Below are 18,702 nucleotides of genomic sequence, written 5' to 3'. Positions count from 1 at the left end.
AAAAAAGGGGCCATGGCGCACTCGCCGCGCGCAGCCCGGGGCGGAGGTATTATAAGCGCCCGCGGCGTGTCCTCGCGGGGGCGGCGGCCTTGCCAGCCATGGCGGCGCAGCCATCGCATGATTTCAAACGGACGCTTACCTGGCAGGGGAGGACCGCCGTGCGCTTATTGCTGGTGGAAGACGAGATTGAACTGGCGCGCTGGGTTGCGCGTGCCCTGGAGCAGGGCGGCTTTGTCATCGAGCATGTGGCCGACGGCCTGCAGGCCGAGGCGCGGCTGATGGCCGAGGAATACGACGTGGTGGTGCTGGACCTGCGCCTGCCCGGCAAGGACGGGCTGGCCGTGCTCAAATCCATGCGCGGGCGCGACGACCGCACCCCGGTACTGATCCTGACCGCGCAAGACACGCTCGACGAACGCGTGCGCGGCCTCAACCTCGGCGCCGACGATTACCTGCCCAAGCCCTTCGCCATTGCCGAGCTCGAAGCCCGCATCCTGGCGCTGATCCGGCGTAGCCGCGGCCGCGCGCATCCGCGCCTGCAGTGCGGCACGCTGGTGTTCGACGGCGAAACGCGCAGCTTTACGCTCGAAGGTGCGCCGCTCGCGCTGACCCCGCGCGAATCGACCCTGCTGGGCGCGCTGCTGGCCAAGAGCGGCCAGCCGCTGACCAAGGCACAACTGCTCGACAAGGTGTTCTCGCTCGATGCCGACGTCAGCCCCGATGCCATCGAAGTGCTGGTCTACCGGCTGCGCAAGAAGCTCTCGGGCCACGGCGTGACCATCGTCACGCTGCGTGGCTTCGGCTACCTGCTGGAACCGGAAGGACAGCCCTGATGCTGCGCCGCCTGCCACGGCACTGGTTGCGGCGCTGGCTGCAAGGCAGCCTGCGCCGCCAGTTGCTGCTGCTGCTCGTGCCCGCGCTGGCGGCCATGATGGCGCTCGACACTTGGCTGACCTACGGCACGCTGCGTGATGCCGCCAACGCGGCCTACGACCGCTCGCTGTACGGCTCGGTGCGCGCCATCGACAACGCCATCGGCATGGCCGGCGAAAGCGTGCAGATCGCGCTGCCGGACGCCGCCATGGAGATGTTCGAGACCGCGGCGCAGACCCATGTCTTCTACCGCGTCTCGCTGGAACGCAACGGCAAGATCGAAACCGTCACCGGCTACGACGACCTGCCGCTGCCCAAGGCAGAGATCGCCAGCAACCAGCCGCGCTTCTACGACGCCGACTATCGCGGCGACCCGGTGCGCATCGCCGTGCTGGCGCACCCGGTGTATCGCCCCAACGCCCACATGCGCGTGATCGTGCAGGTGGCAGAAACCGCCGAGCCGCGCTTTGCGCTGATCGCCACCGTGTGGCGCGGCGCGCTGGCGCGCGACGTGCTGCTGATCCTGATCAGCGCGGGCATCCTGGTGGCCGGCATCACCTATGTGCTGCGCCCGCTGGCGCGCGTGCGCGACGACGTGCAGGCGCGCTCCGCCGACGACCTCACGCCGCTGGCCTTCGACCATGTGCCCATGGAAGTCCGCCCGCTGGTCGATGCGGTCAACCTGCACGTGTCGCGCTCCGCCGCCATGACGCAGGCCCAGGCGCAATTCATCGCCGACGCCGCGCACCAGCTGCGCACGCCGCTGGCCATCCTCAAGACGCAAGCCGAATTCGCCCAGCGCCAGCTTTGCGCCAGCGCAGATCCCGCGCGGGCGCGGGACGCCGCCGGTGAGGCGGTAGGCGGCATCGTCACGCAGCTGGAGCAGGCCGCGCGCCTGACCAACCAGCTGCTGGCGCTGGCGCGGGTACGGCAGCACCCGGGCAGCGACGCGCCTGGCGAAGCCGAGCCGCTGGAGCTGATCGACGCCGTGGCCGTGGCCGAGCAGGTGGCGCTGGACTACTTGCCGCTGGCGCGCGGCAAGCAGCAGGATTTTGGCTGGGAGCGCCCGCAGGGGCTGGCGCTGCCCGTACGGGCCGATGCCGCGCTGTTGCGCGAGGCCTTTGCCAATCTTGTCCACAACGCGATCCAGTATTCGCCGCGCGGCAGCCGTATCACGCTTTCCGCCGCGCGCGTCGGGGACGCCGCCTGCCTGGTGGTGGAGGATGATGGGCCGGGCATTCCTGCCGAGGAACGCGAAAAAGTATTTGCGCGGTTTTACCGCCGGGTTGGGAACGTGGAGCCGGGCTCCGGCCTGGGACTGGCGATCTCCCGCGAAATGGCGGCGCGCTTCGGGGGAACGGTAGCGCTGGGGATTGCGCTGCAGGGCAAAGGGGTTCGGGCGGTCCTGACGCTGCCGATCGGGGAATGAGAGGGCGCTAAAAAGACCAGAAAATCCAAAAAAAGCAAATGTCCATACATCCGACCCCACGTAAACCCCACCCCATTGCCTGACAAATTGACAGCCTTTTGACAGTTTCTACCCCCTAGAATCGCGCCATGGCCGCTGTACCGGCCAGACCAAGTCAGAAAGTCAAAGAACAAGTCCGGCATGCAAGCGCTGCCAGGGACAGGAGACAACGCCTAGCCACCCGGTCAACGCACGCAGCGCCGGCGCACCGCACGACTCTCTCGCCCCCGACAGCCAGCTTCACTGCCAGCCGGACACCTCCGGGGTCGGTCCTCGCCAGCAACGCCGGCAACCGTTCACCGGCAATCCTCTGAAAAAGAACAGGAGACCGTAATGCGTCGTTCGATTCATCGCTTTGCCCACGTCGTCATGGCTTCGGCCGCGATCACCGCCACCGTGGCTGCCGCGCCCGCGTTCGCGCTCGACAGCGTGAAGTTCATGATCGGCGCCAACCCGGGCGGCGGCTTCGACCAGACCGGCCGCTCGCTGGGTGCGGCGCTGGTTTCCGCCGGCGTGGCCAAGACGGCCTCTTACGACAACAAGGGCGGCGCGGGCGGCACCATCGGCCTGACGCAGTTCGTCAATACCGACAAGGGCAACCCCAACGCGATGATCGTCACCGGCGCGGTGATGGTTGGCGCGATCGAAACCAACCATCCCCCGGTCACGCTAAAGAACGCCACCCCGATCGCTCGCCTGTTCGCCGACACCATGGTGATCACCGTGCCGGCCAACTCGCCGCTGAAGTCCATGAAAGACCTGACCGCACAGCTCAAGGCCAACCCGGGCAGCGTGAGCTGGGGCGGTGGCTCCAAGGGTTCGATCGACCACATCCTGGCAGGTCTGGTAGCCAAGGAAAGCGGCGTGGATCCGAAGAAGATCAACTACGTGCCTTTCCAGGGCGGTGGTGAAGCCTCGGCATCGATCCTGGGCGGCCACGTGACCGTCGGCCTGGCCGGCGTGTCCGAGTTCCTGCCCTTCATCAAGAGCGGCAAGATGCGCGCGCTGGCCGTGACCTCCAAGGACCGCACCGCCGATATCCCGACGCTCAAGGAGCAGGGCATCAACGTGGAGATCTACAACTGGCGCGGCGTGTACGGCGCGCCGGGCATCACCGCCGAGCAACGCAAGGCGCTGGTGGATGCGGTGGTCAAGGCAACCGAAACCCCGCTGTGGAAGGAAACGCTGGCCAAGAATGACTGGACCCCGTTCCTGCTGACCGGCGACGAGTTCGGCAAGTTCGTGGACAGCGAGTCGGCCCGCCTGGGCGGTTCGCTGCGCGAGCTGGGCGTAGCGAAGTAAGCCACGCTGCCTGAGCGTTTCACCGCATTATCGTTTCAGCGTTTTACCTGTCGGCCCTGCCTGCGGCGCACCGTATCGCTCGGTGCGCATGCGGCAGGCGGGGGTCCGGTGTCCACCTGCGATACCCAAAAACCAAACTACACATCGCCGGACCCCCGCCTTAAGCGGGGACGACAAACCGCGGGACGCCAAGGGCCGGACAACACGGCCGCAGGCACCGCTTGAAGGAGCCACTTCCAATCATGAAACCCTCACACCTGGCGATCGGCATTGCCGTATTGCTGCTCTCCGCCTTCTACTTCGTCGGCCTGTCGGGCATCTCCGGCGACGAAGGCTATGCCGGCCTGTCGCCGCGCTTCATGCCCACGCTGGTTGCCATCGGCCTGGCCGCATGCGGCGCGGCGCTGACCTGGCAAGGCATTCGCGGCGGCTTTCGCAATATGCCGGAAGAAGACGCCGAACTGCCCGACGCCCCGCACAATTTCCGCGGCTTCCTGTGGGTGGCTGCCGGCCTGGTGGCCAACATGGCGCTGATCGGCACACTGGGCTTTGTGCTGGCGTCGACCCTGCTGATGGTCTGCGTGGCGCGTGGCTACGGCAGCAAGCGCTTTGTGCGCGATGCCCTGATTGGCCTGTGCATTACGTTGCCGATGTGGGCACTGTTTGAATTCCTGCTCGGCATCAATTTGCCGTTGCTGCCCGTCGCCGGGTTCTGAACGGAGCTGATGATCCATGGATACGCTTAACCTGCTGATGCATGGCTTTGCCATCGCCATCACGCCAATCAACCTGATGTGGGCCCTGGTGGGCTGCTTCCTGGGCACCGCCATCGGCGTGCTGCCGGGCATCGGCCCCGCGCTCACGGTAGCGATGCTGCTGCCGCTGACCGCCAAGGTGGAACCCACCGCCGCGCTGATCATGTTCGCCGGCATCTACTACGGCGCCATGTACGGCGGCTCCACCACCTCCATCCTGATGAACACGCCGGGCGAGTCGTCGACCATGGTCACGGCGATGGAAGGCAACCTGATGGCCAAGAGCGGCCGCGCCGGGCCGGCGCTGGCCACGGCGGCCATCGGCTCGTTCGCCGCGGGCACCATCGCCACCGTGCTGTTGTCGATGTTCGCGCCGGTCGCGGCCGACGTGGCGCTGCAGTTCGGGCCCGGCGAATACTTCATGATCATGCTGCTGGCCTTCACCACGGTGTCGGCGGTGCTGGGCTCATCCCTGCTGCGCGGCATGACCAGCTTGTTCCTGGGCCTGGGCATCGGCCTGATCGGCATGGACTCGCTCTCGGGCCAGACGCGCTACTCGATGAATGTGCAGGAGCTGTACGACGGCATCGACATCGTGGTGGTCGCGGTCGGCCTGTTCGCGGTGGGCGAGGCGCTGTTCAACGCCTTCTTCCCGCAGCCCGCGGGCGGCTTCAACAAGCTCAGCTCGGTCATGATGACCAGGTCGGACTGGAAGCGCTCGGTGCCGGCGTGGATCCGCGGCACCATCATCGGCTTTCCCTTCGGCCTGATCCCGGCCGGCGGCGCGGAAATCCCGACCTTCCTGTCGTACGCCACCGAGAAGAAGCTGTCCAAGCACAAGGATGAGTTCGGCACGGTGGGCGCGATCGAAGGCGTGGCTGGCCCCGAGGCCGCCAACAACGCCGCCGTGACGGCCACGCTGGCCCCGCTGCTGACGCTGGGCATCCCCACCTCGAACACCACCGCGATCCTGCTGGCGGCGTTCCAGAACTACAACCTGCAGCCGGGCCCGATGCTGTTCCAGACTTCGGGCGACCTGGTGTGGGGCCTGCTGGCTTCGCTGTACATCGGCAACGTGATGCTGCTGGTGCTGAACCTGCCGGCGATCGGCCTGTGGGTGCGCATGCTGCGCATCCCCACGCCGCTGCTGTATGGCGGCATCCTGATCTTCGCGGGCCTGGGCGCCTACGGCATCCGCCAGTCGTGGTTCGACCTGCTGCTGCTGTTCATCATCGGCGTGCTGGGCATGGCCATGCGCCGCTTTGACTTCCCGACCGCACCGGTGATCGTGGGCATGATCCTGGGGCCGATCGCGGAGAAGCAGCTGCGCAACGCGCTGTCGATCAGCCAGGGCGACTGGTCGATCTTCGTGACCCAGCCGATCTCGGCCACCATCCTGGCCATGACGGTGGCGGTGGTGCTGATCCCGCGCATCCTGGGCTGGCTGGCCCGGCGCTCAGCGCGTGGCAAAGTGGCTGACGCCACAGGTTGATTAGCGCAAAATGCGGGCAAGGCCCGGCACTCCAGGGTGCCGGGCTTTTTGCCTTTTGCTTGTTGACTGTTGACCCGGCTGGCACTGCGCATGTGGTCTCCCCTCTCCCACTTGTGGGAGGGGCCGGGGGAGAGGGCGGGCGCTGCCTACGCCGCCATGCCGGAAAAAACCATGGGCTTCGTTTCTCGTGGCTCCTAGCTAAGCCACCCCTCTCCCCAACCCTCTCCCCCTGAGGGGAGAGGGAGTAAACACCGTCGTCATCTCAGATGGCTTTGGCGCAATAGCCAGGCCGCTGCAACATGCCCTCTCTCCTTCACCGCTGGCGTCCGGTCCTCTCGACGCTGCTGCTCGGCCTGGCCGCCGCGCTCGTTTGCACGCTGCTGCACACACCGCTGCCATGGATGATCGGCCCGCTGCTGGCGGTAGCCATCGCGCGCATGCGCGGCGCGGACCTGCGCGCGCCCACGCAGGCGCGCAACGCCGGGCAGTGGGCCATTGGCACCTCGCTCGGGCTTTACTTCACATCTGACGTGGTGGCGCGGCTGATCGAGTTCCTGCCGTATATCGTCGCGGGCTCGCTGTTTGCGCTGCTGCTCGGCTGTGGCGGCGCCTGGCTGCTGCGCAAGACCACCGGCGTGGCGTTCAAGACGGCGTACTTCTCCACCGCCATCGGCGGCGCGTCGGAGATGGCCAACCTGGCCGAGCGCAACGGCGCGCGCATCGACCAGGTGGCGGCTGCGCATTCGCTGCGCGTGCTGATGGTGGTGGTGGCCGTGCCCGCGCTGTTCCAGTACGGCGGCATCCACGGGCTTGACCCATACGTGCCCGGGCCACGCACGGTGGACTACCTGTGGCTGCCCGTGCTGATCGCGATCACGGTCAGCGTGGCGCTGGTGCTCAAGCGCTTCAACCTGCCCAATCCCTTCGTGATCGGCACGCTGCTGGCAGCCGCCGTGCTGACCGCCTCGGGCTTCGAGCTGTCCGCCATCCCCACGTGGATGAGCCGCGCCGGCCAGCTGATGATCGGCGTGTCGCTGGGCGCGCGCTTCTCGCGCGACTTCCTCCATACCGCGCCACGCTTTCTCGGCGGCGTGGCGGTGTACACGCTGGCGGCGCTGGTGCTCTCCGCGCTGTTTGGCTGGGGCCTGTCGGCACTGTCCGGCGTGCATCCCGCCACCGCCATCCTCGGCACCACGCCCGGCGGCATCGCCGAGATGTGCATCACGGCCAAGGTGCTGGAGCTTGGCGTGCCCCTGGTCACCGCCTTCCACGTGATCCGGATGGCCTTCGTGGTGCTGTGCACCGGCCCCCTGTATCATTGGCTCAAACATCGTGCCGCGCCGCAGGAGACGGAATAGCAACCTGGCCCGGCCCCATCCCAGACAAACGGGCGTGCCATGCCAGAGCCAACGCTAGTACCAACGCCGGAATCCGGCTTCACGCTTGCCGATATCGACCACACCCTGCAGCGGGTACTGGCGCCATGGGTGCGCCAGCTCGGGCTGCGTGCCGAGCACGTTGATGCGCAGGGCGTAACGCTGCGCCTGCCTTTTGACGAATCATTTCGCCATGCGGGTGGCGTGGTGTGCGGCCAGGTGCTGATGTCCGCGGCCGATACCGCCATGATCGTGGCCATCGCCAATGCACTTGGCGCCTTCAGGCCGATGACCACTGTCACGCTCACCACCAACTTCATGCGCCCGGTGATCGAGGGCGACGTGCTGGTGCGCGCCAATGTGCTGCGCCTGGGCAAGACCGTGGTGTTCGGCGAAATCGAGCTGACCGGCACCGATGGCAAGCTGGCCGTGCAGGCCACTACCACTTACGCGCTGCTGTGAGCGGCGCATCACCCAATTGCACGCCAAATCGCACGCCAAATTGCACGCAATCTCCCAAGCCATCTCCATGCATGAGCCCCGCAGCCTGACGCCTGCCCCCATCCAGCCCGCCGCCGCCTCGCCGTTCGACCAGGTGGTGTTTGCCGGCGGCGGCAACCGCTGCTGGTGGCAGGCAGGCTGGTGGGATACGGTGGCGCCCGAGCTGGGGCTGCGCCCGCGCGTGATCACGGGGATCTCGGCCGGGGCCGCCACGGCGTGCATGATCTATACGCACGACTCCCGCCAGGTGATGGCGTACTACGGCCAGGTGCTTGCCGGCAACCGGCGCAATGCGTACTGGGGCAACCTGCTGAGCAAGCAACGCGTGTTTCCGCATTACGGCATCTACCGCACCGCATTGCTGAACATCTTCGGCGAGGGCCGCCTGGCAAACCTGCAGACGGCGCCGGAGATCCGCATCGGCGTGGCCCACATCCCGCGCTGGAGCGGCCCGCGGCTAGCGGTGATGGCCGGGCTGGTCGCCTACAACATCGAGAAGCACTGGCTCAAGACCTTGCACCCGCGCCTGGGCCGCAAGCTAGGGTTTCATCCCGAGTTCGTGCGCGCGCAGGACTGCGGCTCGCCCGAGCAGCTGGCGGACCTGCTGCTGCAATCGTCCTCGACCCCGCCCTTCACGCCGGTGCTGCGGCGCGACGGCCGGCCCGTGCTGGATGGCGGCATGGTCGACAATGTGCCGGTCGACGCGCTCGACGCAACGCCCGGCAACGTGCTGGTGCTGGTGACGCGGCTCTATCCGCGCCCGCGCCGCTTTGTCCTGCAACATGGCGTGCAGCGCCGGCTCTACCTGCAACCTTCGCAACGGGTACCGATCTCGAGCTGGGACTACACCCAGCCCGGCGCGATGATCGGTGCCTACGAACTCGGCCGGCGTGACGGGGAAACCTTTTTGCGTGACTGGCCGTCTGTCATGAAGACGGAGCTTGGCACCGCCGGGTAGCGCTCCCGCGCGCCGGCCGTGCTCGCGGCTCCGTCATCACGATGTGCAATGCGGCCTTCGCGCCGCTACTGGAGGCATTGATGACGAAACGCCAGGCAAGATCCACGACCGAGCGTCAGAGCGCCCGCAGGGCCAGCACCGAGCAGGCTGTCGAGCAAGTCCCCCGTCGTGGCAAGCGCAAGGCCGGCGCGCAGCGCGAAGCGGATTTCGTGGTGATCGGTGCCGGCTCGGGCGGCGTGGCGGCTGCGCGGCGCGCGGCCACGCTGGGCGCGCGCGTGGTGCTGGTGGAGCGCGACGAGATCGGCGGCACCTGCATCAACCGGGGCTGCGTGCCCAAGAAAATGCTCTCGTATGGTGCCAGCCTCGCGGCGGTACTGTCAGGCTGCCTTTCGCACACCGGCGGCAAGGAAGACTGGAGCGATGCCATTGTGCGCGTCAACGCCGAGATGGCGCGGCTGCACGTGGCCTACACGCACCGGCTGCAGCAAGCCGGCGTGGAACTGCTACGCGGCGACGCCACGGTGAGCGCCGCCGAGCAGGTACAGGTGGGCGCCGAGACCATCCGCGCCAAACGCATCCTGATTGCCACCGGCGCACGGCCGCGCGCGTTGCCGGTGCCGGGTGGCGAGCTGGCCTGCACCTCCGACGACATCTTCACCTGGCAAAGCCTGCCAGCCTCGCTGGTGGTGATCGGTGGCGGCTATGTGGCGGTGGAGCAAGCCTCGATCCTGTCGCGCTATGGCGTCAAGGTGGAGATGCTGGTGCGCGAGGCGCGCCTGCTGGCGCGCTTTGACCACGAAGTGGCCGAGGCGCTGGCCGAGGCGCTCACCGCCAAGGGCGTGCGCCTGCATTTCAATGCCGAGGTGACGCTGCTGAACCAGGCCAACGGCGCCATTGACGTGTGCTACCGGCAGCATGGCAATGGCGCGGATCGCGCGGACGGCGGCAACAATGGCAACGGCAAGGACCGCATCCAGACCGTGCGCGCGCAGGCCGCGCTGGCGGCTATCGGGCGCGACCCGCATTGGGATGGGCTAGGCCTGGAGGGGCTGGGCATCGCGAAAACGCAGAAGGGCGGCATCCAGGTGGACCGCTCGTTCCGCACCAAGGTGCGCTCGATCCATGCCATTGGCGATGTCATCGACGGCCTGCACCTCACGCCGGTGGCCGGCGCTCAGGGCCGCTGGCTGGCCGACCGCCTGTTCGGCCGCCGCGGCGACCGCGCGGATTTCGACCTGGTGCCAACGGCGGTGTTCTGCGAGCCGGCCATCGGCAGCGTGGGACTGACGGAGCAGGCGGCCATCGAGGCAGCTGGCAAGCCCGAGCGCATCCACACCGTGGTGCGCCGCTTCGTCTCGCTGGAGAATCGCTTTGCCGGCAGCGAGCAGGCGTCCATGGTCAAGCTGGTGGTGAATGCGCGCAGCGGGCGCGTGCTGGGCGCGCACATGATGGACAATGCCGCCGCCGAGATCATGCAGGCGTTTGCCGTGGCGGTGCGGCTCGGGGTAAAGCTGTCACACCTGCAGACCACGGTGCAGCTGCATCCCACCGTGGCCGAGGAGCTGTTCGGCTAGGCGCGCCGCCGGATTCAGGCCGGCTCGGCCATCGCCGCCGGCTTGGCGCCCTCGCACGGATCGGGCCGCTTGTGCACCGGCACCAGCACCACGCGGTCATAGGCACCGATCTCGCGGCCGCTGGCCTGCTCCAGGTAACCCACGCTGTAGATCGCGCCCGGCTCGGCGGCGAGCCAGCGCGGCGCGCCCACATCGCGCCGCACGTGGCCGTTGCCGGCGATCAGCACGGCGCCGCGGTCGGCGTATTCACGCATGGAGGCAGCCATTACCGCATCGCGCGCGGCCTGCGCGTCCAGCATGCCGGGCAGCATGGCCTTGGGGAAATTGCCGCAGTGGCCACGGTCGAGCACCGCGGTCTGCTCGGTCACCACGTCCGCGGGCAACGGCGCGGCGAGGCCGAGGCGCTTGCGCTGCGTCGCATCGAACACGCCATCCAGCCCGCCGCGTATGATCTTGCCCGCATCCGCGCGCGACAGGTTGGCCGCCACCAGCGGCAGGTCGTAGCGCAAGGCCAGCGCCACTACCGGCGTGTAAAGCTCCCACTGCCAGCTCTTGCCACCCGCCTGCGCCACGACATACGCCGCGTCGCCGGGCCGCTCGCGGCGGGCGCGGTCGATATCGGCCTGGCGCTCGCGGTCGAACTGTTCCATCGCGATGGCCGGGCGCCAACCGGCCGCCAGTGCGTCCGACAACGCCAGCAGGCGCCGCTTTTGCCCATCGGCGTTGTCGTGGACCTCGCCCAGCAGCACGTAGGTCTTGCCGGTGAACTGATGCGCGACATCGCCAGCCACGGCGGCAGGCGGCGTGCCCGCGCAACCGGCGAGCGCGGCGAACATGGCGGCCGCGAGCGCCAGTCCGGCGGCGCGGGTAGGGACAAAGCTGGCTAGGCTGGCAACGCTGTGACGAATCTGCATGGCTAAGTAATCCTGGTTGCGATGGCTCGCTCGTGCTCATTATTGCGCAGTTTTACTGCGCGGCCGCGGCTTCCGGCACATACACCATCGAGCCGTCCTGCAACCGGTACGCCACGCCGGCCTTGGTGCCGTCGCCGCTGCCGACCTGGCCGCTGGCCTGGTAGCGCACGACCTTCTCGCCTTGCTTGGAGACGATCTCCATGTTGGGCTTGCCGGGATTGGTGATGATGGTGACGTCCGCGTGCGTAAACGGGTTCATCGGGTTCTGCGCGATGGCCACCAGCAACGCGGCGATCACCACCAGGAACACGTCGATCAGGTTGACCACCGACAGGATGGGATCGTCGGCCTCGCTCTCCTCCAGGAACTTCATGCGCCGACCTCCCATTGCGGTTGATGCTTGCCCAGCCACACCAGCTCCTCGGCGAGCCAGCGGCGGCGCACGTTGACCACCCAGAAGGTGATGCTGGCAGCGATCAGCGCGAGAATCACCGCGGAAAACGCGATGGTGAGGTTCTCGCCCACGTTGGCGAGGTTGCCGCCGGACAAGCCCTTGAGCGCGGGACCCATCGGGATCATGGTGGCCACCAGTCCCAGCATCGGCGCGACGCGCGTGGCAATGCGCGGCCACTCCAGCAGGCGGTGCGCGGTCACGTCAAGCGTGTCCGGGTCCTGGATGCGGTGGCGCAGCGCGAACGCTACCAGCACATAGCCGCGTCCCGTCTCGATGCCGTGGCGGCGGCGTTGCCAGCCTTGCGTGATGAACTCGCCGAGCGCCCAGAAGGCGTACAGGAACAGCAGCCCGATCAGGGCCAGCGTCGGAAACAGGAACAACTGGCCGACGTCGTACATCAGGGTTTCAAGCAGGGTAGGAGTCATGATGCCTCAGCGGGTTTCGGATTGTTTTTGGACGAAGGGCGCAGCGCCAGCGCGGCGGCGCGCGCTGAGGGCGCCGCCAAGCATGGCGCCGGCCAGTGCGATGCCGCCGGCAAGCCACGACAGCACGGGCACGAGAGCCGCCGCGGGCGGCGTTTTCTCTACCAGTTGCATGCCTTGCACCGGCACCGTTTGCGGCTGTGCCTTGGGCTCGGGTTGCGGCTCGGGTTGCGGCTCGGGTTGCGGCTCGGGTTGCGGCTCGGGTTGCAGCTCGGGCTGCGGCTTGGGTTTGGGCTGCGCTTGCTGCTGAGCAGGACGCGGTGCCGCCTGCGGGGCTGCTGCTGCCGGTGCGCCGGCGGGCGGTGCCGCCGGAGCCTGCGTGCCATAGCCCGCGGCGCCGGGCGCCGTGGCCTGCTGCTGCACGTAGCGATTGAAGCTGCGGTTGTCGCTGCGGATATCGTGCCGCTGCGACAGCGCCTGCCACCTGTCGGCCAGCGTCTTGAGCATCTCGGGATCGGCCCCCCAGTAGCCCTTGCGTGCGGCTTCCAGCATGCGCTCGATCACCTGTGCCTGGGCCTGCGGCGCGTTCTTCTCGAACCATGCGTCCAGGCCGAGCTTGTGCTTGTCCTTGACGTAGACCTCGGCGAACTCGGTCCACTGGTCGTCGCGCACAATCTCCGGCGCGACCGCGGTCCAGCCCCAGAAGTTGTTGACGGTATCGAGCACATTGAGCGCGCCGCTATAGCCCTCGGCCTTCATGCCTTCGATCCAGCCGGGATGGAAGTAGCGCGTGCGCAGCTCGGTGGCGAGGAACGATGCCGCCGTCTGCGTGCGCGCGTTGTTGGCGTCGCGCAGGTTGGAGATCAGCAGCTCCGGCGCCTTGCCCGTCAGGTGGCGCACGGCCAGGCCGATGCCGCCGAGATACTGGAAAGGATCGTCGGTGGTCAGCATGCCGTACAAGTTGGAGCTGCGCGCCAGCAGCGCGCCTTCCACGCCCTTGAGGTTCTCCGCGTAGAGATTCAGTTGTGGCAGTTTCTCGCCCCACGTCTTCTCGTCGGGCCCATAGCCGTATTGCATGCGCTCGAGATAAAGCTTGGCCAGCTTGGCGTCCGCTTCCTTGCCGCTGCCGAAGCTGTCGCTGGCCAGCGTAGCGTCGTTCAGTCCCGTGCCATAGTTGCCGGTTTCGCTGGCGAAGATGCGCGTGAGCGCCAGCGACTCGATGCGCTCCGGGGTCATGTCCGCGGCCTTGCGTTGCGCCAGCCGCGCGCTGAGCACGCGCGTGCTGGCGGCAACGGCGTTGTCGGGCTCGGGCTGCGCGGCGGCGAGCTTGACCGCTTCGGCCAGCCACTTGATCAGGTTGGGGAAGTGATCGCGATAGAGGCCGGTCGCGGACAGCACCACGTCCACGCGCGGCCGCCTGAGCTCGGCGGCGGGAATCGCTTCCACGCCGACCACGCGGCCGCCGCCGTCCCACTTCGGGCGGACGCCCATGGCGGCCATCGCCTGCGCCTCCAGCATGCCCTGATGGCGCATGGTCTCCACGCTCCACAGCGAGAAAGCCAGCTTGGTGGGCCACTTTCCGTTGCGCTTGCGCCAGTCGGCAATCATGCTCTGGGCCGCGGCCTGGCCGGCCTGCCACGCTTCGCGACTCGGTACCTTCGAGGGATCGAACCCATACAGGTTGCGCCCGGTCGGCAGTGCGTCGGGATTGCGCACCGGGTCGCCGCCGGTGCCGGCCAGCACATAGCGGCCAGCCAGCGCGGTGAGGATGGATTCGCTCTCCGGCGCGGCGTCCAGGCTGGCGTACAGCGTGCGGGCACGCTGCATGTCTTCGCGCTGTTCTTCGCGCTGTTTGGCGTCGGCAAGGTTGGTCAGCGGCGCGCCGTCGATCACGTACTTGCGCAGCATGGCGTACGGCGCCGATTGCGCGAGCTGTTTGTAGTCAAGCGCGAACAGTTCTTCCGGCTCGTCGGGAAACACGCGCTTGAGCCACGGTTGCCCGAGCATGGCCATCACCGTGTACAGCCGCAGCTCGGGATCCTGCGACTGGCCGAACGTATGCAGGCCGTAGGGCTGCAATGCGCCGGCGAGCTCGTGCAGATGCGTGTGCAGCGCGTCGAGGTATTCGGCAAACTGCGCGCTCGCGCGCGCTTGCGGCCAGCCCATGTCGTCGAGCAGGTGCATGCGCGCGCTGCGCTTGAGGACGTCCTCGCGCAGCGTGTCCTTCACTGCGCCGTCGTCCTGTTGCAGGTAGTTGTGCAACTGGTCGTGCAGCGCCGACAGATCGGTGTGCAGGCCCGCCGGCTTGAACGGCGGCGTCTGGTGGCTGACGATGGTGGCGCGGCCGCGGCGCTTGGCCTGCAGCGCCTCGCCCACGTCATCGACGATGTAGGGATAGATCACCGGGACGCTGCCGAGCACCAGGTAGGGCTGGTCGGTCACGGACAGGCCGCGCTCCTTGCCCGGCGTCCATTCCTGCGTGCCGTGGGTGCCGTAGTGCACCAGCGCCTCGCGCCCTTCGCGCGCCCATAGGTAGGCCGCCATGTAGAAATGGCTAAGCGGCGTCTTGGTGGAGTGATAGAGCGCTTTCTCGGCGGCTTCGTCGCGCTCGCCACGTGGCGGTACCGGCATCAGCGCCACGTTGCCAAGCTGCAGGCGCGGGATGGCGAAGCCGGCCACGCCGTTGCGCCTGATCGCCATCGACGAGGCTTCGGGTTCGCCCCAGCGCGCGCTGACCTCGGCGCGAAACGCAGCGGGTTGCGCGTCGTACCAGCGGCGGTATTGCGCCATCGGCATCCACACCGCGCGATCCGCATCGAGCAGCGCGGCAAGCTGTCCATCGCGGTAGAAGGGCGCGAGCAATGCGCCCAGGTCGCGCTGCAGCGTGAGCGCATCCGCAGCGTCGGTACGGTAGCCGGCCGCATGCAATGCGGCCAGCGTGGACGACAGGCTGCGCGGCAGGTTGAGGAACGATGCCGACAGATTCTTCTCGCCCGCCGGATAGTTGTAGAACAGGATCGCCACGCGCTTGTCGGCGTTCGGCGTGCGCTGCAGGCGCGTGAGCGCCAGCGCCTTGTCCGCCACGGCATCGAGCTGCGCCGGCAGGCTGACGATGCTGCCGTCCTTGTGCGAGGTGGCGGCGGCCAGCATGGGATCGCTCACCCCGGCCAGCTCGGGCTGCACGAGGTAGAAGGGCGTGTCGGTCAGGCTGATGCCGTGCGGGTCGCGCTCCCAGTCCTGCGCGTCGCCCTTGCGATAAGGCATGACCTGCAGCACCGGGATGCCGAGCGCCTCGAACTCCGCCTTGCGGCCTGCCGCGTTGAGCATGATCTGGCCGTTGATGAGCACGTCGACGATGCGCTTGCCGCCGGGGGCGGCCATGCGCAGCACGCCGTGCGCATCTATGACGCCGCTGTAGAACACCAGCGCACGCGCGCCGCGCGCTTCGATGCGCGTGATCAGGTCGTCGATGAAGGCGCTGTCCAGACCCGACACGTAGGCCTGGTGGATGGCGACGCCGATCACCGGCTCGCCCGCATGGCCGGACACCTTGAGCGCGTCGTCTGGCGATGCGGTGACCACGCTGGCGAGCCGCGGATGGTAGTAAGCGGCCTTGGGGAAAACGACCGGCGCGGGAATGGCGTTGTCCGCGTGCAGCTTGAACTGCTGCGCGGCCAGTGTGCGCATCATCGCGTCGAAGTTGGCGCGGCCGCCGTTGACGTAGTACGCCTGCAGCTTCGCGCCCAGCGCGCTATCCACGCCGTGCGCATCGAAGCGGTCAGTGGCAATCAGCAGGCGCGGCACGCGCGCATGGGTCCACAGCGGCCCGAGCTTGGCCAGCATCTCGGTGACGATGTGGTCGCGCGGCGCGTCCAGGATCAGCAGGCCGGCGCCGTCGATAAACGGCGCGATATCCTGCGCGCTCATGCGCTCCAGGTAGCGCGCGTCCAGCGTCATGCCGTGTGCGCGCGCCATGGCCTGCAGCGGCTCGAATTTGCCAGCGGGCACCGGCGAGGTGGTCAGCACCGCGATGCGCGGCGCTGCCGACGCTGGCTGCATGCCGAGCACCAGCCAGGTTATCCACAGCAGGCACAGCGCGCGGAGAAACCGCATCTTGGTCTTATCTTGTGGGGACATGTCGGGTCGATTCGCCTCCGGTCAGAACGACAGCTTCACGCTGGCGGCAAAGGTACGTCCTGGCTGCGTGTAGAAGTCCAGGCCCGGCTCGCTGGCGGCCACGCTGCCTTGGCGCACATCGCCCCACAGCCAGTACTTTTTGTCGAACACGTTATTCACCGACAGCACCAGGCTGGCGTAGCGGTTAAAGCGCCACCAGCCCTGGATGTCGGCCACGCCATAGCCGCCCGGCTTGAAGTAGGCGAACGAGGTGTCGTCGGTGCGCGTCACGGCGCGCGCGCCGCGCCAGCGCAGGCTGGCGCCCTGGCCCTGGCTGCTGCTGCCGCGCTCCCACGTCAGCGCGGCGCTGGCGCGCAGCGGCGAGACGCTGTTGAGGGGCTGGCCGGTCTGCTCGTTATTGCCGTGCGCGTAGGCCACCGCGCTGTCCACGCGCCATTGCGGCAGGAAGCGGTAGCTGCCGCGCCACTCGGCGCCGTAGATGCGCACGCTGCTCTGGTTGCGGTACTGGTACGTCGCACGCAGGCCGGCAAGACAAGCGGGGTCCGACGGGCAGCGCAGCGCGACTTGCTCGATGAAGTCCTTGTAGCGGTTGTCGAACACCGCGACGCTGGTCTGCACGCGCTCATCCGTATAGCGCGCGCCGATTTCGAACGAGCGGCTCTTCTCCGGGTTCAGGTCGCCATTGGGCGCGGCGCCGTAGCCCTGGATGGTGTTGCGGAAGCTGCCGTTGATCTCCTGGTAGTTGGGCGCGCGGTATCCGAATACGTACTGGGCCCACAGGTTGATGCGGTCGGTGGCTTGCCACAGCGCGGAGAGCTTGGGCGACAGTGCCGAATCACTCTTGCTGATGGCGGGCTTGGAGGCCACGCTGTTGTAGAGCTTGTCGTCATCCGGGCCGAGCGAGTAGTGGTCAAAGCGCATGCCCGGCGTGAGCGTGAAGCGGCCGCCGGCGAACTGCAGTTCATCCTGCACGAAGATGCCGGTCTGGCGCGTTTCGCCCTTGGGAAAATCGTGGATCGGGAAGTTGTCGCCGGCCAGCGATTTGGACACCACGCCGGTGGTGCGGTTGTAGGTGGTGCCGTCGCGCATCTCGCTGGTCTGGGTACGCAGGAAGTCCACGCCGGTGATCAGGCGGTGGCCAACAATGCCGGTGTTGAACGACTTGTCGGCCTGCACGTTGAAGCCGGTCTGCTGCTGGCGGAAGCCGAACAGCAGGTTCACGTCGCACAGGCTGCTGCCCGCCGTGGAGCCCGAGCAACCCGAACTGGTGCGGCTGCGCACCTGGTTGGTCACGGTGTTGGACTCGCTCTCCTGGTAGAACACCGCCGCGCTCAGGCGATCGATGACGCGGCTGGCCGGCTTCCATTCGTAGTCCAGGCTGACGCGGTTGCGCGACAGGTCTTCGGTGCCGCTGGCGGAGGTCACGCGCGGCAGCGCCGTGGACAGCCGGCGGATATCGGTGAAGGTGTCGTTGTCGCGATGCTCGTAAGTCAGCTTGAAGCGATGGCCCACGGCGGGGTCGAGCACGATCTTGCCGAGCCACGCGTTGGTCTCGCTGTTCTGCGGATTGGCCTTGGTGCGGCCGGTCGACGTGGTGTCGTTGCCGCCCATGCTCTGCACTTCGTGCCCCTTGCGGTGCGCGTACATGAACAAGCCCTTGATGGTCTCGTTGCCGCCGGCCACGCCCGCGGTCTGGCCGAAGCTGCGGTCGATGCCGTTCCACGACAGGCCGGCTTCGCCACCCACCGCGCGCCCGCGCATGATGTCCTCGGGATCCTTGGTGACGTACGACACCACGCCGCCGATGGCGTCCGAGCCGTACAGGCTGGAAGCCGGCCCGCGCAGCACCTCGACCCGCTTGAGGAAGGAGAACTCGGGCGCGTCGCGCGTGGCGCTGGACAGGTTGGAGGGGCCGCCGCCGTTGTAGTAGTCGGGCAGGCGCACGCCGTCGACCATCAGCAGCACACGGTTGTCTTCGATGCCGCGGATATTGATGCTGCCGGCGCCAAAGCGGCGACGGTCGCGGGGCACGTCGATATCAGGCTCATCGGCGAACAGGGCGGCCTCGTCAACGGGCTGGGCGCGTTCGATCCGGCTGGCGTCGATGGCGGTGATGGTGGAGGCAACGGCGTCGGCGCGCTCCTCGGTGCGCGTGGCGGTGACCACCACCTCGCTTAAGTGGCGGGCCGGGTCGGCGGCCGGCTCGGCAGCCAGGGCAGGGCCACCAAGGGCGGCGCAGACGGCGGCGATGGGCGCGACTCGGATAGGGGCAGAGGCGCGCAAGCGCGCCAGACAGCGGCGTTTCATGGATTTTCCCTAAAGAAAGCGAAACGCTGGCTGGCTAGTGCGAAAACTGTGGCTCGCTCGCGTGGTCAGGCGTGGCTCGGCGAACCCGGTCACGCATTATTGAGAATGCGAATTATTATCAATAAGTAACCATTTGTAAAGCATGGATCACCACAATCCATGCTCCTGC

Annotated in this window: 14 protein-coding genes; 9 read left to right on the top strand and 5 right to left on the bottom strand. The window is 67.7% G+C overall.

The window, feature by feature from the left end; all coding sequences use genetic code 11:
- Positions 1 to 158 precede the first annotated feature (158 nt).
- From AC1Q7Q_RS30210 to AC1Q7Q_RS30170, 9 genes are all read left to right on the top strand, one after another.
- Positions 159 to 833, top strand: a complete 675-nt coding sequence (locus AC1Q7Q_RS30210) for a response regulator (RefSeq protein WP_043352486.1) — start codon at positions 159 to 161, stop codon at positions 831 to 833.
- Positions 833 to 2,302, top strand: coding sequence for a sensor histidine kinase (locus AC1Q7Q_RS30205; RefSeq protein ID WP_492376765.1), 1,470 nt, complete (start codon positions 833 to 835; stop codon positions 2,300 to 2,302). The genes AC1Q7Q_RS30210 and AC1Q7Q_RS30205 overlap by 1 nt, the downstream gene beginning before the upstream one ends.
- Before the next feature lie 372 nt (positions 2,303 to 2,674).
- Positions 2,675 to 3,643: a tripartite tricarboxylate transporter substrate binding protein gene (locus AC1Q7Q_RS30200; protein ID WP_150986401.1), complete on the top strand. Its 969-nt coding sequence runs from the start codon at positions 2,675 to 2,677 to the stop codon at positions 3,641 to 3,643.
- A 242-nt stretch (positions 3,644 to 3,885) separates the two neighbouring features.
- Positions 3,886 to 4,359, top strand: a complete 474-nt coding sequence (locus AC1Q7Q_RS30195) for a tripartite tricarboxylate transporter TctB family protein (protein WP_043350988.1) — start codon at positions 3,886 to 3,888, stop codon at positions 4,357 to 4,359.
- Between the two features lie 16 nt (positions 4,360 to 4,375).
- Complete coding sequence (locus AC1Q7Q_RS30190; protein WP_492376764.1) at positions 4,376 to 5,890, top strand: tripartite tricarboxylate transporter permease; 1,515 nt, start codon at positions 4,376 to 4,378, stop codon at positions 5,888 to 5,890.
- A gap of 299 nt (positions 5,891 to 6,189) precedes the next feature.
- Complete coding sequence (locus tag AC1Q7Q_RS30185; protein ID WP_492375451.1) at positions 6,190 to 7,248, top strand: AbrB family transcriptional regulator; 1,059 nt, start codon at positions 6,190 to 6,192, stop codon at positions 7,246 to 7,248.
- 39 nt (positions 7,249 to 7,287) lie between these two features.
- On the top strand, positions 7,288 to 7,728 hold the full coding sequence (locus tag AC1Q7Q_RS30180) for a PaaI family thioesterase (protein ID WP_492375452.1): 441 nt from the start codon (positions 7,288 to 7,290) through the stop codon (positions 7,726 to 7,728).
- 67 nt (positions 7,729 to 7,795) lie between these two features.
- Positions 7,796 to 8,725, top strand: coding sequence for a patatin-like phospholipase family protein (locus AC1Q7Q_RS30175; protein WP_492375453.1), 930 nt, complete (start codon positions 7,796 to 7,798; stop codon positions 8,723 to 8,725).
- Between the two features lie 80 nt (positions 8,726 to 8,805).
- On the top strand, positions 8,806 to 10,299 hold the full coding sequence (locus AC1Q7Q_RS30170) for a dihydrolipoyl dehydrogenase family protein (protein WP_492375454.1): 1,494 nt from the start codon (positions 8,806 to 8,808) through the stop codon (positions 10,297 to 10,299).
- 14 nt (positions 10,300 to 10,313) lie between these two features.
- Here the strand turns inward: AC1Q7Q_RS30170 and AC1Q7Q_RS30165 are convergent, their stop codons facing one another.
- From AC1Q7Q_RS30165 to AC1Q7Q_RS30145, 5 genes are read right to left on the bottom strand one after another with little or no spacing between them, the layout of a single operon-like run.
- Positions 10,314 to 11,213, bottom strand: coding sequence for a ChaN family lipoprotein (locus tag AC1Q7Q_RS30165; RefSeq protein WP_492375455.1), 900 nt, complete (start codon positions 11,211 to 11,213; stop codon positions 10,314 to 10,316).
- A gap of 52 nt (positions 11,214 to 11,265) precedes the next feature.
- On the bottom strand, positions 11,266 to 11,586 hold the full coding sequence (locus AC1Q7Q_RS30160) for a DUF2149 domain-containing protein (protein WP_441640460.1): 321 nt from the start codon (positions 11,584 to 11,586) through the stop codon (positions 11,266 to 11,268).
- Entirely contained in the window at positions 11,583 to 12,092 is a 510-nt protein-coding gene (locus AC1Q7Q_RS30155; protein ID WP_492375456.1) for a MotA/TolQ/ExbB proton channel family protein, read from the bottom strand. The genes AC1Q7Q_RS30160 and AC1Q7Q_RS30155 overlap by 4 nt, the downstream gene beginning before the upstream one ends.
- 6 nt (positions 12,093 to 12,098) lie before the next feature.
- Positions 12,099 to 16,226, bottom strand: a complete 4,128-nt coding sequence (gene cobN, locus AC1Q7Q_RS30150) for a cobaltochelatase subunit CobN (RefSeq protein WP_492375457.1) — start codon at positions 16,224 to 16,226, stop codon at positions 12,099 to 12,101.
- A gap of 21 nt (positions 16,227 to 16,247) precedes the next feature.
- Positions 16,248 to 18,533, bottom strand: a complete 2,286-nt coding sequence (locus tag AC1Q7Q_RS30145) for a TonB-dependent hemoglobin/transferrin/lactoferrin family receptor (protein ID WP_492375458.1) — start codon at positions 18,531 to 18,533, stop codon at positions 16,248 to 16,250.
- Positions 18,534 to 18,702: the final 169 nt, after the last annotated feature.

This window comes from Cupriavidus sp. GW823-FHT07A04, assembly GCF_058794615.1.
The sequence above is the reverse complement of the archived record's forward strand: the minus strand, read 5'-3'. Positions and strand labels throughout refer to the sequence as shown.